This window comes from Brenneria uluponensis, from assembly GCF_032395385.1.
In the GTDB taxonomy this organism is placed as follows: domain Bacteria; phylum Pseudomonadota; class Gammaproteobacteria; order Enterobacterales; family Enterobacteriaceae; genus Prodigiosinella; species Prodigiosinella aquatilis.
The window spans coordinates 2282447-2302620 of record NZ_CP135917.1 but is presented as its reverse complement, the minus strand read 5'-3'; the positions used below and the strand labels follow the sequence as shown (position 1 = coordinate 2302620).

At 53.4% G+C, this 20174-nt stretch carries 10 protein-coding genes; all 10 read right to left on the bottom strand.

Annotation, left to right across the window (positions count from 1 at the left end; all coding sequences use genetic code 11):
• Nucleotides 1–2 precede the first annotated feature (2 nt).
• On the bottom strand, nucleotides 3–1568 hold the full coding sequence (locus tag RS889_RS10490; protein ID WP_315710633.1) for a VENN motif pre-toxin domain-containing protein: 1566 nt from the start codon (nucleotides 1566–1568) through the stop codon (nucleotides 3–5).
• Nucleotides 1569–2098: 530 nt separating this feature from the next.
• On the bottom strand, nucleotides 2099–2653 hold the full coding sequence (locus RS889_RS10485) for an immunity 42 family protein (RefSeq protein WP_315710993.1): 555 nt from the start codon (nucleotides 2651–2653) through the stop codon (nucleotides 2099–2101).
• A 2-nt stretch (nucleotides 2654–2655) separates the two neighbouring features.
• Complete coding sequence (locus RS889_RS10480; RefSeq protein WP_315710631.1) at nucleotides 2656–13533, bottom strand: hemagglutinin repeat-containing protein; 10878 nt, start codon at nucleotides 13531–13533, stop codon at nucleotides 2656–2658.
• Nucleotides 13534–13568: 35 nt separating this feature from the next.
• Nucleotides 13569–15245, bottom strand: a complete 1677-nt coding sequence (locus tag RS889_RS10475; protein ID WP_315710629.1) for a ShlB/FhaC/HecB family hemolysin secretion/activation protein — start codon at nucleotides 15243–15245, stop codon at nucleotides 13569–13571.
• Nucleotides 15246–15514: 269 nt separating this feature from the next.
• Entirely contained in the window at nucleotides 15515–16576 is a 1062-nt protein-coding gene (locus RS889_RS10470; protein ID WP_315710991.1) for a type III secretion protein HrpN, read from the bottom strand.
• Between the two features lie 174 nt (nucleotides 16577–16750).
• Nucleotides 16751–17101 carry an HrpV family type III secretion system protein gene (gene hrpV, locus RS889_RS10465; protein WP_315710628.1) on the bottom strand — a complete coding sequence of 117 codons (351 nt, stop codon included), beginning with the start codon at nucleotides 17099–17101 and terminating at the stop codon, nucleotides 16751–16753.
• On the bottom strand, nucleotides 17098–17286 hold the full coding sequence (gene hrpT, locus RS889_RS10460; RefSeq protein ID WP_315710626.1) for an HrpT family type III secretion system protein: 189 nt from the start codon (nucleotides 17284–17286) through the stop codon (nucleotides 17098–17100). The genes hrpV and hrpT overlap by 4 nt, the downstream gene beginning before the upstream one ends.
• Nucleotides 17287–17305: 19 nt before the next feature.
• Complete coding sequence (sctC, locus tag RS889_RS10455; protein ID WP_315710625.1) at nucleotides 17306–19378, bottom strand: type III secretion system outer membrane ring subunit SctC; 2073 nt, start codon at nucleotides 19376–19378, stop codon at nucleotides 17306–17308.
• A complete protein-coding gene (locus tag RS889_RS10450) occupies nucleotides 19368–19805 on the bottom strand; it encodes a type III secretion system chaperone (protein ID WP_315710623.1) in 438 nt (145 codons plus the stop codon). Before RS889_RS10450 ends, sctC begins: the two co-directional genes overlap by 11 nt.
• Nucleotides 19792–20019, bottom strand: a complete 228-nt coding sequence (locus RS889_RS10445) for a type III secretion protein HrpF (RefSeq protein ID WP_037382042.1) — start codon at nucleotides 20017–20019, stop codon at nucleotides 19792–19794. Before RS889_RS10445 ends, RS889_RS10450 begins: the two co-directional genes overlap by 14 nt.
• Between the last annotated feature and the right edge of the window lie 155 nt (nucleotides 20020–20174).

Genomic DNA, 20174 nt, shown 5'->3' with positions numbered 1-20174 from the left:
AATTATTTAGGAACAAAAAGACGATGATTTATAGAGCCGTTTGGCTCCCGGATATATTCGAAAATGCCTTCTTTCCCACGATAGTTACCTGATATCTCTAACTTCAGACGCTCTATACCATCGCCACCAGTAATTACTGATACTGTTCCCTGGCCAGCATGGGCATCGACAGATTCTGGGAATGAGTGATAGTCGCCAGAAGATGCTTGATTTTTAACTTTATCTGTATATGCCGTTCCCTTAAAGAAATCACCTGCGCTAATAGAACTTCTCTTATCAGATGATTCAGAAATATAGCTAGTACCTGTATTTTCTACAGGTCTAGGGTTAATGAATATTCCGTCATTTTTCCCTGGCTGAGATTCAGGAGAAATTGTAATAAGAGGATTATTCATGCCAGACTGATCCGGCGTCGTCAGCGTGGTGGCCGTGTTCTCCGTCGGGGCCGGATTTTCCAGCTTACCGCCGGTCGGATCGTTATCTGCTATCGGTAATTCCGTATGCCCCGGCCCACGGGTGCCATCACGTACCGCACACTGCTCACGGGTGCCTTCACAACTGCCACCCATATCTTCGTCATCAGCGTTCCCACCGCCCTGACGAACGCCTTGTCCCACCGCTCCCGCCATTGCAGCCGCTTCACCCCCCACAACCACCGGCATCGGTGGTGCGAAGAAGTTATTCTCCGCCGCATTACGGCCCGCCTGGGCGCCGCTGGCCGCGCCGGTAGTATCTCCCGTTACCAGCCCGGAGGCCAGTCCCGAGGCCACCGTCGCCAGCGCGCTTACCGACTGTTTCTCCGCTTCCGTCAGGTCTTTCGTTTCCTTGCCCGGATACAGATACGCCATGATGCTTCGCGCCGCCAGCTCGCCACCAGCGGCGCCCACTGCACCGCCGGCTACATTCTGACCGGAAAGTTCGGCTACCACCGCCCCCACCACCGCGTGGCCCATCGCGTTCGCCGCGATATCCGATGCCGTCGGTTTACTGCCATCCTGCGGCATCGTGGCCGCTTTCACCAGTTGCGCCAGATACGGTGCCGACGCCCCCGCCAGCGCTTTCTGGATATCCCCGCCCGCCAGCGCCGTCAGCGCCGCCGTTGCTGCCTGAGCCGCCCGCTGGAAATCGCCCCCCGTGCCATAATCCTTCATCGCCGCCTTATAGGCCGGGGTCTCCGTCAGCGCCTTTTTGTAATCTTCCCAGTCTTTTTCCGGCGCATCATCCGCCGGGCGGTTTACTTTCGACTCGCCGCTCGCTTCCGCCGCTTTCTCCGCCTTGATAGCCCCCTGCGTCCGAACGATGTCGATGGCTTGCCCACCTATTTCCCCTATCAGTTGCGCCGTTTGCAGCCGTTTTTGTTCCTTCTCCTTGTCGAAGATGGGGCTCAGCGCGTTGTTGGCATGTTCGACGTCGTGGCTGAGCATCGTCACATCCTGCGTCTGCTGCGCCTGATTACGGACTGTCAGCGTACCGTCGCTGACCGCTGCATAGGTGCTGCTGCTGGCGTTGCCGCCACTGCCCATCGCCATCAGTGCCGACGGCGCCGTCAACGCCGCCGATTTCAGCATATCCGTGCCGCTCAGCGACGGGCTGGCGCTGAGTCCGATACCCGTGTGTGATACCGAGAACCTGGCTTTATTGCCGATATCGCTCCAGCCCAGCGTGCCGGTATCCAGGCGGTTTTTGTCCGCACTGTCTGGAAGGACTCAGCATTGAACCCTTTGACCCGGGCGCGGCAGCCAACTGGATCAAGCATTACCCCGGCGGGCTGACGTTTGCCGAGTAATAACACCCTCACCCCCGGTCATACCGGGGGTTTTTGTTTTAGCGCGGGGGTGTCGGAGCATGGCCCTGACCGGATGGTTTTGGGGATTACGGCCAGCGGGCGGTGGCCACAAAACATTTCCTGTCCCTCAGTTGGGTCTGATTAACGGTTCACGTTCGGACGTTGGGCGGTTAAGAGACAAGTCGAACCACCTTCACTCTGCGGAACAACGGTAATCCGCTGCCGCGACCAATGCTATTTGGTTGCAGCGGCGGGAGGTGGACGGATTTAAGTCGTAGAAGCAAAAACCTCGCCACTGAGGGCGGGATTAACTTATTTACCTATCAAAGTATATTGATTCTTAACATCATTGACTATTTTACGTATTCTTTCTTTCGACAATATGACTTCATAGATATTTAGATGATCATAATTCTTCCATTCATAGCCATCTATATTATTCCCTGATAAGTAGCTAGTTTTAGCACCCAATATCCTTACTTTGTCTCCTGAGCTAACAGCTAGTACATAACAAGAACCATCCTCTAAATTGTATGTGGATGCTTGATATTTATAGCTCGTTTCAAAATCATCAGGTACATCTTCCTCAGGTTCAAGCATAGTTGGTAGCATAACTTTTAGCATAGTCGAAAAAGCTTTAAATTTATCCATATTAAATAAAGCATTATCTTCCGGTGGTGAGAGCAAAGCATTATCGTCTGATAAGCAGCTTATATCCCCACTCAAAGTAGCGACCCCTACAGAGTCAGGCAAAAACCTACCGTCAATAATAAAATGGAATAGTCCATTTTTATAACTATCGCCCGAAGTCCAAGCAGGCACAACATCCATTAATATTGCAAATTCATTTGGGTCTCCGAAGATCATAATCACCAGCCCTTCTTAGGTAAGTTTAATTGTTTTTTAACATCCGAAGGGATCATGTTTTTATTCAGCGGTGCTGATTTGTCCCCAGTACTTCCAGACCAATGCCATGTTCCATCATTTGTATTCGTAAACTGATGAACATTCCCCTCTGCATCCTTAGCATATCGTTTCTTACCACTTGTGACAGATGTACTAAATAAATCTATGGAGTTATTTGGTTCCGTACCGGCTTTATAACTATAGCCCTGTTGTCCAGGAGTATGCTTAGGATTTGATTGATAATTCAAACCGTTTTGAGCTGTAGTTGCCGTCGACGTTGGTAGTGCACTACCTTTTCCTGAGCCAGACTTCCCGATCCCGGCAGCAATTCCCGCCGCACTGGTTCCTGCTACCTGTGCCAGTGAGTTTATCGCAAGCTGTTTGGCTTCAGACGAATCACCAGACATCAGTGCGTTGTGAATAGCTGCGTTTCTGTCCGCTTCAAGCTGGATAGAAGTCACCTGAAGAATAGATAATTCGTTCTGTTCTTCCGGGATTAAACTACCGTTAGCACGCGCTTTTTCCATCAACTCGTTGGTACGATTAGCGTAATCTGCCTGTAACTTGCCGACTTCATTAGCCTTATCAACACAGTCTTGAGCACCGGTACAGTTCACAACACTTTCATGCTGTTCGGCGTTAATCTTCCTGTATTTCTCAACTACGGCGGTGCAAGCCTCATCTCCCTGACACTGAGTCATTTCTTTGGCTCGGTCTTGGTTTTCCGGCACACTCAGCGCATTATTCTCCACCGCATTCTTCCCGGCCTGTGCACCGCTGGCCGCGCCGGTAGTATCTCCCGTTACCAGCCCGGAGGCCAGCCCTGAGGCTACTGTCGCCAGCGCGCTTACCGACTGTTTCTCCGCTTCCGTCAGGTCTTTCGTTTCCTTGCCCGGATACAGATACGCCATGATGCTTCGCGCCGCCAGCTCGCCACCAGCGGCGCCCACTGCACCGCCGGCTACATTCTGACCGGAAAGTTCGGCTACCACCGCCCCCACCACCGCGTGGCCCATCGCGTTCGCCGCGATATCCGATGCCGTCGCTTTGCTACCATCCTGCGGCATCGTGGCCGCTTTCACCAGTTGCGCCAGATACGGTGCCGACGCCCCCGCCAGCGCTTTCTGGATATCCCCGCCCGCCAGCGCCGTCAGCGCCGCCGTTGCTGCCTGAGCCGCCCGCTGGAAATCGCCCCCCGTGCCATAATCCTTCATCGCCGCCTTATAGGACGGAGTCTCCGTCAGCGCCTTTTTGTAATCTTCCCAGTCTTTTTCCGGCGCATCATCCGCCGGGCGGTTTACTTTCGACTCGCCGCTCGCTTCCGCCGCTTTCTCCGCCTTGATAGCCCCCTGCGTCCGAACGATGTCGATGGCTTGCCCACCTATTTCCCCTATCAGTTGCGCCGTTTGCAGCCGTTTTTGTTCCTTCTCCTTGTCGAAGATGGGGCTCAGCGCGTTGTTGGCATGTTCGACGTCGTGGCTGAGCATCGTCACATCCTGCGTCTGCTGCGCCTGATTACGGACTGTCAGCGTACCGTCGCTGACCGCTGCATAGGTGCTGCTGCTGGCGTTGCCGCCACTGCCCATCGCCATCAGCGCCGACGGCGCCGTCAACGCCGCCGATTTCAGCATATCCGTGCCGCTCAGCGACGGGCTGGCGCTGAGTCCGATACCCGTGTGTGATACCGAGAACCTGGCTTTATTGCCGATATCGCTCCAGCCCAGCGTGCCGGTATCCAGCCGGTTTTTGTCCGCACTGGCCGTCGAGCCGATCACCGCCCCGTCTAACTGCGTGTGGTTGCCGACATCAATGTCATAGCCACCGCTGCCCGCAAATAACCCGCTCTGTTGCTGCACGCTATCAAAATTGCTGTGCATCTTGTCCTGGCTCACACTCAGGTAACCACTACCGGTCATTGAGCCGATGGTAAAGCTACCGCCTGCCGCGACATTAGTCTGCTTCGAGTCGTACTGATTACTGTCCTGTTGACTTTGCACTAACAGGTCGCCGCCGACATTGGCGCTGATCTGCTCACCACTGACCTGCGCACCAATCAGGTTGGTGTCTCCACCGCTGGTCAGGCCGACGCGCTGACCTGCATCCACCGTGGTTTCTGACCAGCTGTTACCGCTGCCCAGTTCCCGACCTTTGGCTGCATTAACATTGGCAGAAACACTGAACCCGGCTCCCCCATTACTCAACCCGACACTAACGCCGATATTGCCGCCGCTGCTACTGTTCTTACCACTAAGTTCCTCACTGTTACGCGCCGACAGCAAGTTGATGGCCTGTGCCGCGTTCAGTTCTACATTGTTGGCTGCCTTCAACTGACTGCCAACCGCAGTGATATCACCACGGCGCGCTGTAATGCTGATGTCATTGCCGGCATTCAGTGTAGAGGCAAAGCTTTGTGTCTGTTCACTGTGTTGACTGCTGCTAGAATGCTGTGCGCCTACCGATACACTGATGCCAACAAATGACGATGTTCCTTTATTGTTGGTGTCCTGCTGCGTTCCCTGATACGCCTGATAACCGGACAAAACGGCTTTCATGCCCTGTAACGCAGCCAACCGACCATCGCTCGCTTTACGCACAGCCTGAATGCTTTGCACCGCGCTGTTGAGCGCGGATCCCACTACGCCGGAGAGCGCCACCGTCAATCCGGCGGTTTTTTGCTCGGATTTTTGTTCCTGCTGGCGTTTATCGTAACCCGGATCGACAGTGACATTGTTGCCCGTCAACTGGACATCACGGGCCGCAATAACATCCGTTCCCGCCAATTTGACATCCTGACCGGCATTAATGCGCACCGATCCACCGGTACTGCCCAGCGTGCTGACGCTCTGGCTCTCGGTCGCCGCCTTATCTCTCAGCTTCTGGCTGACCGACGTGGAGCCGATAGTAAAGCCGATACCCCCGCCACTGAACAACCCACTGGTCTTCTTGCTGTGTTCTTCGTAGTTCTGGTAGTTCTCCACACTGGCAGCGGTGTTGACATTGTTTTTCGCCGTCAACGCCACATCGTCTTCGGCCGCCACTGATGAGCCCTGCACGTTAATATCATGTCCGGATGTCAATGCCACACTGTTGCTCGAGAGCAGTGTCCCTTTCTCGGTGGTTTGCAGCGTGTCCTGTAAATTATGAGTTACGCTCCTTGAGAACAGTCCCTTTTTAACCTTGGTTTCTTCAAAGAAATCATGCTGACTTTCAGTAGCCGACAGCAGGTTGATATCGTTGCCGGCCTTTGCCGTCAGTGCGCCGTTTGTCTCCGCCTGAGCAGCCTGTAGGTTGATGTCATTGCCCGCATCCAGACTCAATCCGCGACCGGCGTTCAGTGTCGTACCTTGCTGACTGACTGTCTGACGCCAGTCAGCGTGACGATCCCACCAGTGACCGCTGTATTGTTCCTGCGTGGCCGACAGCAGGTTCAGATCCCGCCCGGCGGATAGCGCCATATCGCCCGTCGCATTCAGTCCGGCGGCCTCGGTGGTCAGGTCACGCCCGGCGCTCAGGCTGAGATCGCCTCCGCTGGTCAGTTGGCTGCTCACCAGCCCCTGGGTACGATTCTGGCTGGTGCCTCCGCCGCGAGTGTCGACCGTCTCCTTCAGCGTGTGTGTCGCATTCAACGTAATATCATTGGCAGCGCCAAGCGCCATGCTCTGGCCAGCGCTTAGTTGTCCGGCATTCAGTTGGATATCATGCCCAGCCTGTAATGTCAGGGCATTATCCGCCACAATACTGCCGGTTTTACCCAGATCGGTGCGTGTCAGCGAACCGCTACCCCGACCGTCTTTCGCCGCTGTCTGCCACTGATTTACCGTAGTGGTGTTAATAATGTCGCCATTGATGCTGGCCAGCGTGACATTATTCCCTTGAATGGTGGCGCTGCTGTTCGTCAAATTGCCCAGCGATACCAGATTAAGGCTGCCATTCGATTTCAGCAGTCCGCCTTCGCTATTCTCAATTTTATCGCCGCTGGCAATGGCCAGCGCCTCAACCGCTTTCACCGTACTGCCGCTATTGGTGACCGCACCGCCCGCGCTGAGGCTGACGCTGTTGGCTACAATGCTACTGCCTTGCAGGTTGCTTTGGTCGGCCTGCGCCAGATAGAGCTTCGGCGCCAATACTGTCTGGCCGTTGACGGTAATGTTCTCCCACCAGACGATGCTGTGACTCAGCCCCGCCACCTGATCAGGGGTAAGACTGACCCCCAGTTGCAGGTTGAGACTTTTTTGCGCCTGTGCAGCGTTATCCAACAAATACTGCATCTGCGCCAGATCAGATCCCAGGCCATTCAGATAACGCTGGCCAGTCTGATCAAGTAGCGCATTGCTGATATAACGGGTGTCAAAAGTGGCATCACCAAGGAAACGATAGTCATGATCCGCATCCAGATTCAGTTTGCCCAGCAGATAGCTGGAACCAAGGAACTGATTCGCCTGCGTCAGTTGAGAACGGGTTTCCACCTTCGCCTGCGTGGCGGGTGTCTGATTCAGCATGCCTTGTAATTCACTGAACAGACGGTTGTCTACCTGACCCAGTTGATCCAGCTTCGGATTACTGTGGATCAAATAGTGACTGTCACTGTTCGGGTCTACGACAAACAGCCCGTTATTGCCGGATGGCAACGGGTAGTCCGTTAGCGTCTGCTGGTCCAGTTGTTGTAAACCCTGATTGATCGACGTTATCAGATCCGACGCAGAGAGATTGCTGAAGGGATGGGCCGGATCAACGTTAATCGCCGCTGCCTGTACGCCCGGCTGCAATTCGAGTGTCGGCGTGCTGCTGTGAGACAAGGACAGGTCGTTGTTGCCGGTGCTCAGGCTGTGGTCACCCGGTTGAGTCAATCCCCCCAGCGAAGAGACTCGAGCCAGCACAGGGGTTGCGGTGGCTGGAATAAAACTGCCACTGCCCGGCTGTAAATTGGTATTGCTGATGTTGCTGGTGAAACTGGCGGTGATAGATCCACCAGCCTGAATAGTGGCGTTATAGTTTTGGCCAATGGTTTTTTCATAGACAGGGGAGCTGGATAATGTGTAATAAATATATTGGTCTGCATTCTTATGTATAGTATCGCCGATATGGTAAGGGATTATCGGTCGGTCTGTTTCAACTCTAGGTTTCTTATAAGTATAAATTAAATATTTAGTTAAATTACCTGATTGATATGATTGATTATTTAACCTTTCACCATACAGACTCACATTATTGGCCGCCAATAGTGATGATGCCTGATTTATCAATTCACCAGTATGTATTGAAAGATTATTTCCTGAACCAATGATACCGACACTACCCTCCACATTCACCGCAGTTAATTTGCTAGTGATAGCCACTTTTTGAATCTCTGCGTTTTCATAGGGCACATATACGTAGTATTGAGATCTAGTGGGAGCACCATGTCCACCACCACCCATCTCAAATGTATCTGAATAAACTCCTAGCTCCCCATTTTTAAACCAACTTATGGGAATACTTGCTGTCGTCCCCCCGGCCCAGGATGGCATATCTGCCGTGCTGCTATTACTCTCTGTCACCACCAGCCCTTCTCGCTGGTTGGTTAAATTACCGGTATTAATGTTGATATCGCCGCGCTGGGTTTCGATAGTACCGGAGCTGTTTAAAATGCGGCTGTTAGCCGTGCCGTTTTCATCCCGCTGCAACCACAGATTATTGCCCACCAAAATATTGCCGAAGCGATTAATTAACGAATCCGAGAACAGCCGCAGATTATTTCCAGCGTACACCAAACTGGTATTATTGACCAGCCCACCGGCACGCAGTAATAAATCCCCTGCTGTACCGATAAAGCCCTGATTACTGACCCCTCCGCTACTCAGCAGTGACAGGCTATTCCCGGTTTGTATGCTGCCACTTGCCGTCTGGGTAATATTAGCGGCACTCAGCGTAGAATTACCGCTGCCCGCCACAATTTTGCCCTGATTGGTCAGATTTCCGCTGCTGGTCACCGTCACGCCATTGCCCTGCAACGTCCCGGCTTGTACCAGATCCCCGGTAACGTTCAGCGTCAGTTGCCCACCAGCCGCCAGCGTGCTGGCGAACCTCATCGGGTTCAATATGTCGGCTTGCAGGTTGCCCAGCGCCACCAGTTGACCACTCTGTTCCAGCGTCCCGGTTTTCAGCGACATATCCCCGGCGCTGTAGAGTTTCGCCCCGGCGACATTGGTGATGCGATTTGCCTGTAACGCCAGCCGCGTCAGCCCCAGCAATGCGCCCCGATTGTCGATGGTGTCGGCGGTGATGTCCGCCTGTCCGACTTGCAGCGTGCCACTGTTCACCCACTGTGGCACGGTGAGCGTCAGTGCATTTTGTACCTTCAGAGTGCCGCCGTTGGTCAACTGCTGGGCATTCAACGTCAGATCGTTCCCTTGCAGCCAGCCACTGTTGTCTACCTGGTTGGCGTTCAGCCCGGTATTGCCGCCAGATAAGATCTGTCCGTTGGTCTGGTTAATCAGGCTATTATCGGCCCGCAGTTGTAGCGCCGTGCTCCCCTGTATATTCCCCTGATTAGTGATGTCCGTGCCTCGTAACCTGACATCCGCAGCATTAATCGTTCCCTCATTGCCAAGCGTGACGGCACTGAGCGCGCTGGTGCCGTTACCCAGTATCTCACCACCACGGTAGTTGGTCAGCGTGCTCGAACTGTTCAGGGCCAGGTCGGTCAGCCCCACCAACCGCCCGCGGTTATCCAACGAACCGGTGGTAACCTGCAACTGGCCCGCGCCGGTTTCTCCCGCCTGGCTGAACGTCCCTGCCTGTACCGTTAGCAGACCGTTGCTCAGCAGATGGCTGTCCACCCCAGTGCTCAATGCCCTGGTCAGATTCAGTGTGCCGCCGCTTTCCGCCTGTACAATTCCCTGATTGTCAAAGGTGCCCCCGTTCAGCACCAGCGTGGCGCTATCCCAACGACCGCTGTTACTGAGTTGGTCACCACGTAATGACAGCGTGTCGCCCGCCTGTAGTAAACCGCCTCCCTGATAGTTACCGTCCAGTAACAAACTGCCCTGCGTCAGCCAGTTTCCGCCATTATCCAGTTGGCCAGCGCGAACGTTCATGTCGCCGCCACCCGCCAGCGTGCCCAGATTATCCAATTGACTGACCCGGAACTGGCTGTCACCACCCGCCACCACGGTGCCGCTGTTGCTGAACAGGCCGCTCGGGGCCGTACTACTCAAGCTGTTTTGTGCCAACAGCGATGTGCCTGACAGACTCGATGTTACCGATTCCGGCGCAGTATATGGTGACAATGTCACGTCCAATGCGCCATTGCTCTGTACCCGTCCGGTGTTGGTGAACTGCCCAGCCTGCAGTGTCAAATTACCAGCTTGCCATTCTCCATCATTGCTCAGACGATTGGCCGTTAGTACCGCCGCACCTTGCGTCAGCAGTTTGCCCGCCGTCTGGTTACTGAGGCTGTCTGTTACCGTCAGCGTCAGTGCCTTAATCCCTAGCATCTGTCCGGCATTAGTGACGGTGTTCGCATTCGCCGTCATGGTATCGGCTTGCCATTGCCCACGGTTATTCAGTTGCGTCGTACGCAGGCGACTATCGCCCTGACTCAGCCACTTTCCGGTGTTGCGGGCGCTGTCGCGTATCGCCAGCGTCAGTGCATCCAGCCCCAATAGCGTACCGCTGTTATCCAGAGAGTCAGCCCGAACGTCGAGCGTCTGCCCCTCCATCCGCCCGCCTTGAGTTACCGCCGCCGCCTGCACCGCCAGAGCCGCCGAGCTGCCAATCATCCCCTGGTTATCGAGATTACCGGTCAGACGCACGTCAGCGCCATTCACGCCCAACAGGGAGCCACTGTTGCTGAGCGATCCACCCGTCACCGTCAATTGGTTACTGTTGATATTGCCATCGTTCGTCAGATCGTCGTTCAAACTGAGGTTCAACCGATCGATGCCGGTCATCGTCCCTGCGTTGGTGAGATGGTCCGCCGATAACATCAGTGCGTTACTGCCCAGCATCCCCTGATTGTCCAGCGCACCGCTGAGCGTCATGTCTAGCTGGTCGATACCAGTCAACTGTCCCCGGTTAACCAGCTGCTGGCCACTGAGCACCAGTTGCCGAGCCTGCAACATTCCGCCGTTATCCAGCGAGGGAGCGGTCAGGGTCAGTGTCGCACCGCTCACCCCGTCACCATCGTTGGTAACGGAGTGGCGGGCATTCAGCGTCAACGCCTGTGCTGCCTGTATGTGCCCGCTGTTCAGGATATCGGTGGCGTTCAGACGCAGAGTGTCGCCTTGCAGACTGCCTTGATTATTCAGCCGCTCACCGGTGAGTTGCCAGCCACCTTTCGACAGCATGCTGCCTCGGTTATCCAACTCGGCCAGCGTTACACGTCCATTATCTCCCAAACTGACTTCTGCCGTGTTCAACCAACGGCCGGTATCCAGTTGTAACTGCCCCGCCTGCAACCGACCTCCGGTTGCCATACTGCCGCTTTGCAAGGTCAGCATATTGCCACTCAGCAACATGCCATCCGCCGTTTGGCTGAACAGGGTGTCAGTGGTGAGGTCGGCATCCCCCTGAGCCTGTAGCGTCCCGGCGTTGATCAGGCTGTTGGCATGGAAATTCAGCTGGTTAGCATTGATCACGCCGTGATTATCCAGCGACGCCGCCGTCAGTTGCAGCGTATCACCAGCCAGCAATGTTCCCTGATTATTGAGGTCACCGTTCACCAGCAGATCGACACCTTTCTCTGCGCCCAGCGTACCCTGATTTATCAGTGAATCCGCCGTCAGCGCCAGTTGACGACCGCTGATCGTTCCGCTGTTATCCCAGCGCCCGGCGTGCAGACTGACTTGTCCACCCGATAGCGTGCCGCTGTTGGTCATATCACCCGCACGGATGTCCAGCGCCTGGCCCGCCAACAGGCTGCCCCTGTTATTCAGTTCGGACAGTGTGACCCTTCCGTCACCGCCCAGATTGACACCGGCGGTATTCAGCCAACGCTGTGTGTCAAGCGTCAACTGTTGCGCCTGAAGATGTCCTGCGGTCTTTAGATCGCCGCTTTGCAGCGTCAGCATATTGCCACTCAGCAACATGCCATCCGCCGTCTGGCTAAACAGGGCATCAATGGTGAGATCGGCATCCCCCTGAGCCTCTAATGTGCCAGCATTGATCAGGCGGTTGGCATGAAGACTCAGTTGGTTAGCATTGATCACGCCGTGATTATCCAGCGACGCCGCCGTCAGTTGCAGCGTATCACCAGCCAGCAATGTTCCCTGATTATCGAGGTCACCGTTCACTCGCAGGTCGACACCTTTCTCTGCGCCCAGCGTACCCTGATTTATCAGTGAATCCGCCGTCAGCGTCAGTTGACGACCGCTGATCGTTCCGCTGTTATCCCAGCGCCCGGCGTGCAAACTGACTTGCCCACCCGACAGCGTGCCGCTGTTGGTCAGATCACCCGCACGGATATCCAGCACATTGCCTGCCAGCAGTCTGCCTGACCAGTCACCCTGGGTCACGCCGCTCAGCGACAGGTCGTCGCTTGCCTGCCAACGACCGCTACCTGTTAACACACCGCTCTCCAGCCGAAGCGTTTCACCGCCACCTTCACCATTCAGTTCGGCGCTGGCGCTACCAAGACGGAGTGTTTTCCCCGCACGAATAACCCCGGCCGCATCCTGTTGCAGATGCCCGGTTGCCGTCAACGCCACCTGGTCTGCCACCAGTTGACTGTGGTTTATTGTGACATTGTCACCTTTTATCGTCAGTTGATTCCCTGCCTGGATTGTTCCCTGACGGTTTACTCCTGCGCTTATCGTGCTGCCTGTCGACTGAATCTGTCCGTTGGACGATAAAGTAATGTCCTGCGCTGATCGCAGCGTGCTGTCTTGCAGGCGGATGCCGTGCTGTCCCTGTAAATCGAGCTGCCCGCCCGCCTGTTGTTTGCCTTGTACGGCCAGTTTTCCGCCCTGCAATTGAATATTGCCCTGAGCAACCACATTCCCGACCGTCAGTTCACCGTTGGCTGCCAGCGTAATGTCGCCGCTGCGCGCACCAAGATTGCCGGTATTCACCCCGACGCCGTTTTCCGTTGACACCAGACGGATGCGGTTGGCATACATGCCACCCAGCACGCTGGTATCCAGCGCCAGTGTGGGCGCGGCACTGCCCGGCGTCTGTGCGGTGACACTGCCATCACTGCCTACCCGGTTCGCCCCCAGGATCACGCGGGCATCTTTGGCATTCAACCCAGCTTGTAGTGTGGCGGTACGGGCGATCAGGCTGAAATAGTCACTGTTGCTGGCATCCAGCCCCTGACCGGTAATAGTGATATTGCCGTCACGCACATCCAGTGCCTGTAACTGCCCGTTGGCACCAAATTGCGGTTTACCGGTGGTCAGCGTGACCTGCGGGATATTGATAAATCCGCAGCCATTACAGGTAATGCCATACGGGCTGGCGACCATTACATTGGCTTGCTTGCCAGCCACTTCCAGATAACCAGCGAGTGTGCTGCGGTTTGAAGAGACCACTTCGTTGATGATGGCGTCAGCCGCTTTGCCATTCAGATTGGGGTTGCTCTGAATCAATCCCCCCAGTTGGGTGGCATTCAACCGTGCCGTACCGTTATTAAGGATCAGGCCCGATTTGCCGACATTGAAATCGTTATATTGGTTATGCGATATGCCAGCTGCGTTGGGCGTGGCGATATTGACAATCGGCACACCGTTGCCAGCGTTATCCAGTGAAGTATTGCCCGAGGCGACGCTCACTGCTGCGGCCATTGCTGGCAGCAGTGGCTGCATGGCAACCAGATAAATCAGCACATAGCTCAACAAACGCTGTGTGGTCTTAACAGGTTTCATCCCTGAACTCCGATAGTTATGTCTGTCTGAACGCGTTAAAGTGATATGCCAATCCGGTAGTACACCACCGCCATATCCGGTTTCAGTGCCGCGGGGTAGGACAACGGCCAACCGAGCGTCACCTGTTGTGTCATAAAACGGTTAGCGGTACTGATACCCACCGCCGCACCCCACAAGGTGCCTGCGGTGTCGGTATCTTGTTTATGGTTATAAAGGCGACCGCCATCCAGCGCCGCCGTGAAAGTCAACGTCCCCAGCACCGGTAGTTGCAGTGGTCGCCAGTTCACTTCATTGCGCCAATACCCGCCGCGATTACCGGAAAGATATTGCTCTTTGAAGCCACGGACCGATGCTTCTCCGCCCAAGGTCACTTGTTCACTGCCATATAAAATTCGGGCGGAGTATTGCCCATAGATGGTGGTTAAATAACTGATGTTTTCAGTAATGGGATGATAGTAACTGGCCGAGGCCGCCCACTTATTAAATTGCGCCTTGGGCGCATCGGTGGATTTATCGTGATCATCCTCCGCGCCAAACCAGGTGGTTCCCCGGCTATAGGAAGGATTGAAGGTTGCCAGCCCGCCCCAGAGCTTCTGGCTATGACTGATACCGAGGATCGCGCTGCTCAGTTTGCGGCTGCTGGAAGGCAACAAAACCTCATTCAGGTAGTTGTCACCGATACGGTGTGTTGCGGTAACTGAAATAGCGGTTTTCATATTCCCATTACGGAATACCACCCGTGACACGGAGAGACGGTGCGTTTTACTCTCCCCGGTGGGCCGCCACTGGAACCCCTGATGGAGAAATGCATTGCGGTAGCGGCTCCAGGCGTAGGTATAATTCAGGTTCCAATACCCGTAAGGCAGGGAAACGCTCGCCTGATAGTTTTCCGCATTGTGGCTGGTGGAAAATTCGCTACTATGCCCACCATACAGCGACCATTGATCGGCAATACCAAAAATATTATCCAGCCCTATTCCGCCATTCAGCTGCCATTCTCCGGTACTTTTCTGCCCGCTATTATCAATATTAACATTGACGCTGAACGGAATATGTGGTTGACGGGTGAGATTAACGACAGAATAGCCTGGACGGCTACCCGGTAATATTTCAATGGTGACTTGTTGAGTGGGCATGCGGTTAATTTGTTCCATGCCCTGCTCAATATCCCGCAGATTGAGTATGTCATCTTTTCGTGTGGGAAATGCCCATGCAGATTGACGCTCTTGCTGATGGTTAATGGTTATTTTTTCCAGTTTTCCTTCCAGGATTTCAATCTGCAATACTCCACTGGACAGATTCTGCTCACCGATAAAAGCCCGGCTGGTAATAAATCCACGCTTGATATACCAGTTACTAACATCATGAATTAGCTGATTTATTCCATTAACATTAATGCAACGATTGATATAATTCTGTTTCAGACGGAGCTTATCTTTCTCGGTCAATAAGGTACTGTGATGAAAAACAATATCGTGCAGAGTAAAGCAAGGCCCAGCCGGTGAATTATCGGTTTTTAGAGAGGGTTGCACGATGTCATTTAATTGTTGCAGAGCATCGCGCTGTCGTTTCGACTGCTCAATGACTTCAGATTGTCGTTGCTGTATTTCATTACGATCTGCCGGATTTAATTCCGCAGAAAATAAAGTGGAGGAGTAGAGGATGAAAATAAAAAAAGGTAATACACCCAGTAGCTTCATTCTGCTACACATTGACAACTTCCATGTGCTTAAAATTTCTTAATGTAATAATGGCAATTCCTTTCAATCACAATACATAACTTTACATATAGGTTATATGTGAATTTTTTTTGTTATCTCGATACAAAAAATCAATATATATAAAATTATCAGTTTTTTATTACTGATAAATACCGATTTTAGGGATCATGATGTCGGAATAAAGAGACGGCGGCTATTCCGTCTCTTTACATTCACAGTGAAGCTATTAACGGTTGCAATGATGCAGCCCGACCTGACAATCAGGCCGCCAGCTTGTTCAATGCCATATTGGTTATTTTGTCACCTACCATAGCCGCATCAATCCCCAGTGAAGCACCGCCAGCGCCGCGCAGATTCAAGTTTGAATTACCAGTATCACCCGCTATCGCACTTTTCAGCACACCAACGGCTTGACGGAACTTGTTCATGCTAGCCTCCGTCATGCCATCATCATCTGGCTTACTCAAGGCTTTAGCCCAGGATTTATCATCCTGCTTCGCTGAGCTCCAGCCATCTTTCTGGTATTCAGGTTTACCAAAAATTTCCGGATATTGATCCATTAACTGACCCACTTCTTTAGCAACAGAGCGATCTTCTTTATCCACAAAATGCCGGTTATTCCCATCCTTATGGGTACTGATGTTACCCAACGCCTGCAACCCGGCATTTTGACCTACCCCCATACCAAGCGCACTTCCGAGTTGGCCGAAGTCAGAAGAGCTGGACAACCCTTGTAGGCCACCATTACCTAATGACATCGGAGAAAAGCCGCTGGAAGCCTGGCTCAAACCATTGCCCATAATAGAAGACAGTGAGTTGCCCATACCGCCACTAAACGCATTCATATTGTCTGCCGTTTGCTGGTTGGCATTTAGCAGGCTGTTGGCAAGGCTGTTAGTCTGATTGGAAAGACGGGTAACGGTATCGTGACCTAACAGATCGTCCAACGATTTTTCAAGCATCTGGGACAACGCATCCGTTCCCGATTTGGGCGACGACAGCAAATTACTCGATCCCATAGCGTTGTCCTGGCTGTTGCTTTGCGTATTCTTTAGCCCTGAACCCAGCCCCATATCAGAACCCGTGTTCATACCGGAGCCCATACCAGAATTCATTCCGGACCCCATACCTCTGCTCAGCAGACTGGCAAACATCATCGCGGTCAGTATAGTGGTCAGTTTTCCAACCGTGCTATTGAGGCTGTCAATGCTCGAACCAAGAGGCGATGTCCCGGAAGAAAGCCCTCTAAGCCCCTGCGTTCCGGAACCCAGTCCTGATAACCCTGCATCACCGCCAATACTGGCTTTGATAGTGATATTCATCATATCGTTTCCTCATTCATGAAAGGTGTTTACAAGAGAGTATCTGTATGTGATGCCTACACTTGTCACGATGTCGGCATCGCTATGGATACTTGTCTATTGAGTGATAACAGAAGTAGAACAGTTCCTGACCGTGACGATTTCAGGCAAAAAATGATGCTTACGCCGTCTTATTCAGGTCGGGAGTTCCAGGCCCGCCAGATGAAATAATTGTCGAATAACCGCCGGATACTCTACCGGTGGCTGTAACAGTGACCACCAGAGAATCAATACGTTGTCGCCATTCAGTGCCAGATGGCAGTTCTCTATATCCGCAGCCTCGGTATACCGCCGGCTCAAGATATTGCGCAGCATACCGGGATACTGCTGCCCCGGTTGGATCTGCATCATCAGTTCTTTTCCTGATTCACCGTACTGAAAAACCAGTTCGACGCCAGAGTGAGGGATCCATCGAGCGGCCTGATGACGATTCATGGCCGCGACAAAGTCGGCGTGACGCTCGAAGAGCGGTAATGAAGTTGTCATTGAACACTAACCTGTGTGAAATCCGACGCGCCGATACGCAAATCAGGTTGCCACCAGATAACCAACTGCCGTGCTTGCGGCTGTGGCCGGCAGGCGACTGAAGTACAGCTTTCTTGTGGCGTAACGCTGCTACAGGCACTTAACAACAGCGCACCACTCAATAATAAAATTCGTTGATGAATCAATGCACGCCTCCTTAAAGGCTTATGGTTTGATTAACGAGGTTCGGGAAGGTTGCACGTTACGCGACGGTTGCAACGCCAAATATACCTCGGTGGATTCACCGGGAGCCAACATGGTTTTAGGCCAGGCGGCTACCGCCAACGTGCGATTGCCGGAACAACTGGCTTCATCAAAGCGTTGAGGGCGATTGCCGGTGTTCTTCACAACGCCCACAGTGAGGTTGACCGCAGACGTGCTGTACCATTGATTACGACTCCCTTCATACAACAGCGACATATTCGGGCGACAGATTTCACTCAATCGGGTGCCAGTGTGTTCGGTGGTAAAACCGGCGGGTGTTTGCCCATTGGCCAGATCGCGCAATGCATTTTCAACCACGTTGTAGAAATCGGTTTTGCTGTTACGCTGCGATACCCGTCCTATCATGTCATTCAATTGACGTCGGTTATCCGCCGAAACATAGCGGGAGGGGTCAGTTTGATCACCAATAAGATGGGGTGTCAGGATGAACAATCGTTCACGTCGGGAAATTTCATGCTGCCGGGAAGTGAACAGTTTACCGATCCAGGGAATATCGCCCAGTAACGGGATCCGTTTGTCACGATCACCACTCTCCTCTACATGAAAGCCACCCAATACCAGCGAGCGGTTTTCACCAATCAACGCTTGTGTACTCACCGTGTCGCGCTTAACACCGGAGGCATTGCCGTCGGTATTGGTTTCGACTTGCCCATCTTCAATATCAATCACCAATTGGATACTACTCTGGCGGCCTTGTCCCACCACACGTGGCGTTACCTGTAGGCTGGTTCCGGCAGTAATCGGTTGAATATTGGCGACCCGCTCACCAGTCGCGGTAATAAATGCCGTCCGACTGAAATCAATAACCGCAGGCTGATTCTCCAGCGTTAACACGGAAGGATTCGCCACAATAGAGGCCGTACCCTCGCCCTCCAGCGCCTGGATATCAGCAAAGAAACGTTTAAAATCGCTGATAAATAAGGTACTGGACCCTGACATCATGCTGACACCGCCAGTTACCGCACCCAATTTCCCCTGCCAGTTGGCTTCCAGCCGCGACAGGGCCGTGCGGTCAATATCCAGAATAACGGCGTCAATATTGACCAACTTCTGCGGAACATCGATCTTGTCGATAAGCTGCTGATATTCATCACGCCGTTTTTCATCGTCACGAATTAACAACGCATTATTCCGCACATCTGCCGATACTTTGCCACTAAGTTGTGCGTCACGCTGACGGCTCCCGACCTCCCGGCCAGCACTACTGCGGGTCGCCAGACGCACCAGCATTGAGCTGGCGCTGTTCTGTATCGCCCGCATTCCGCTGTCCGCTATTGCCATCTGCCCACCGGCTGCGTTTTCGGCGTTGCCATTGCTGCTCGCCGCCGCCCCTGCTGGAAGATTTCGGTTGCCATCCATCAGTTCGCTTAAAATGGTGGCCACTCCGGGGATAATCAGGTTCTGACCTCGATACTGGATAGTCCGGTCTGAAACGGAAGCGTAACGCAGGGGAAAGAGCATGACTTTGCGGCGGTCATCCTTGGTTTCCCGCTGTTGGCTAAAACGGCGGATCAAGTTTACGTACTCTGCCGGGCCGGTAACCAGCACTACGCCATCATCCGGCAACTCACCCCAGCCAAAACGAGAATCCAGCAAACCGATTCCGGTCAGCGCCTGCTTCAGATCGGGTGCCGCTTCGGGGGAAATTTCCAGCCGTACCGAGGTTTGTTCATCCTTCGCGCTCACATAAAGGATCGCGTTATACACAAACCATTGGAAACGGTACTCCAGCGCCAGTCGGTCAAGAAAAGCAACCGGACTATCGGCTCTGATTTTAGCGTCCACACTCACGTCCGAAATATGGCCCAGCACCAGATCAACGCCATGGCTATTAGCAAAATCCTGCAATACTTCCGATAACGGCGTCTGTTCTGCGGAATAGGCATAAGCCCCCTTGCGCCATTCAGTCGGTGTGGATGAGTGCGCCATAGGAACCATACCCAAAAAAACCAATGACCAGCAAAACCAGCGGTAAAGGGTAAACAGAATGGTATACAACGTGTTACGACGCATGCTGATCTCCTTGCAAAAATGCCAGCGTTTTCAAATTCAGCGCGGAGTGGGATACCGGCTTGACAGCAGGCGCTAACAGGCTTTGCCATACATCTCGTTGGTTAACCAGTGTTTCCAGTGTGCGACACAGTTGTATGGGGTTATCTGGCTCATGTCGTGTCAACAACCACAGTTGTTCGTCCACAGGCGAATACGCCAACGCCGCCGCCTGGGTACCAAAACGATGTAGTGCCGGAGAGGAAAACTGCAATGCGACCTGAAGTAACTGATCATCAATACTGACTGGCAACGCCAGTACCGCCGCACAACCTACACCGCAACGATAGCGACTCAGTACCACCGGGCTACCATCAATATGCAACGTGAACTGCGCCGCCGTACTATCCAGCCAACGCCCAATAACGGTGACTAACTCAGTTGAAGTCATTGATGATGGCCTTAGCCAAGCCATGTTTGACACTCAGCATTTGCCCGGCCGCCCAGTTGGCGTTCGAGTAATCCATACTGGCTTCATAAAAGGCATAAGTGTCTGACAGGCTGGCGCCTTCATCAGCGACATTCATGGCCAGATCATCAAGCCGTGACTGCGCATCAGAAAAAGCCGAGTCGAGTCGACGTTGCAGCGCGGTAGGTGAAGACATCATTATTACTCCCGTATTGTTGACCTGTAGTTGTGTGGTCGGTGTGAAATGGGAGTTCCAATGGAGAAGTGTCGTTTTTGTGGCAATGGATAAGTGGGAATAAATCGACCGTTATCGGGCCACAAACCCGATAGTCAAGCTGGCAAAAAACGCGA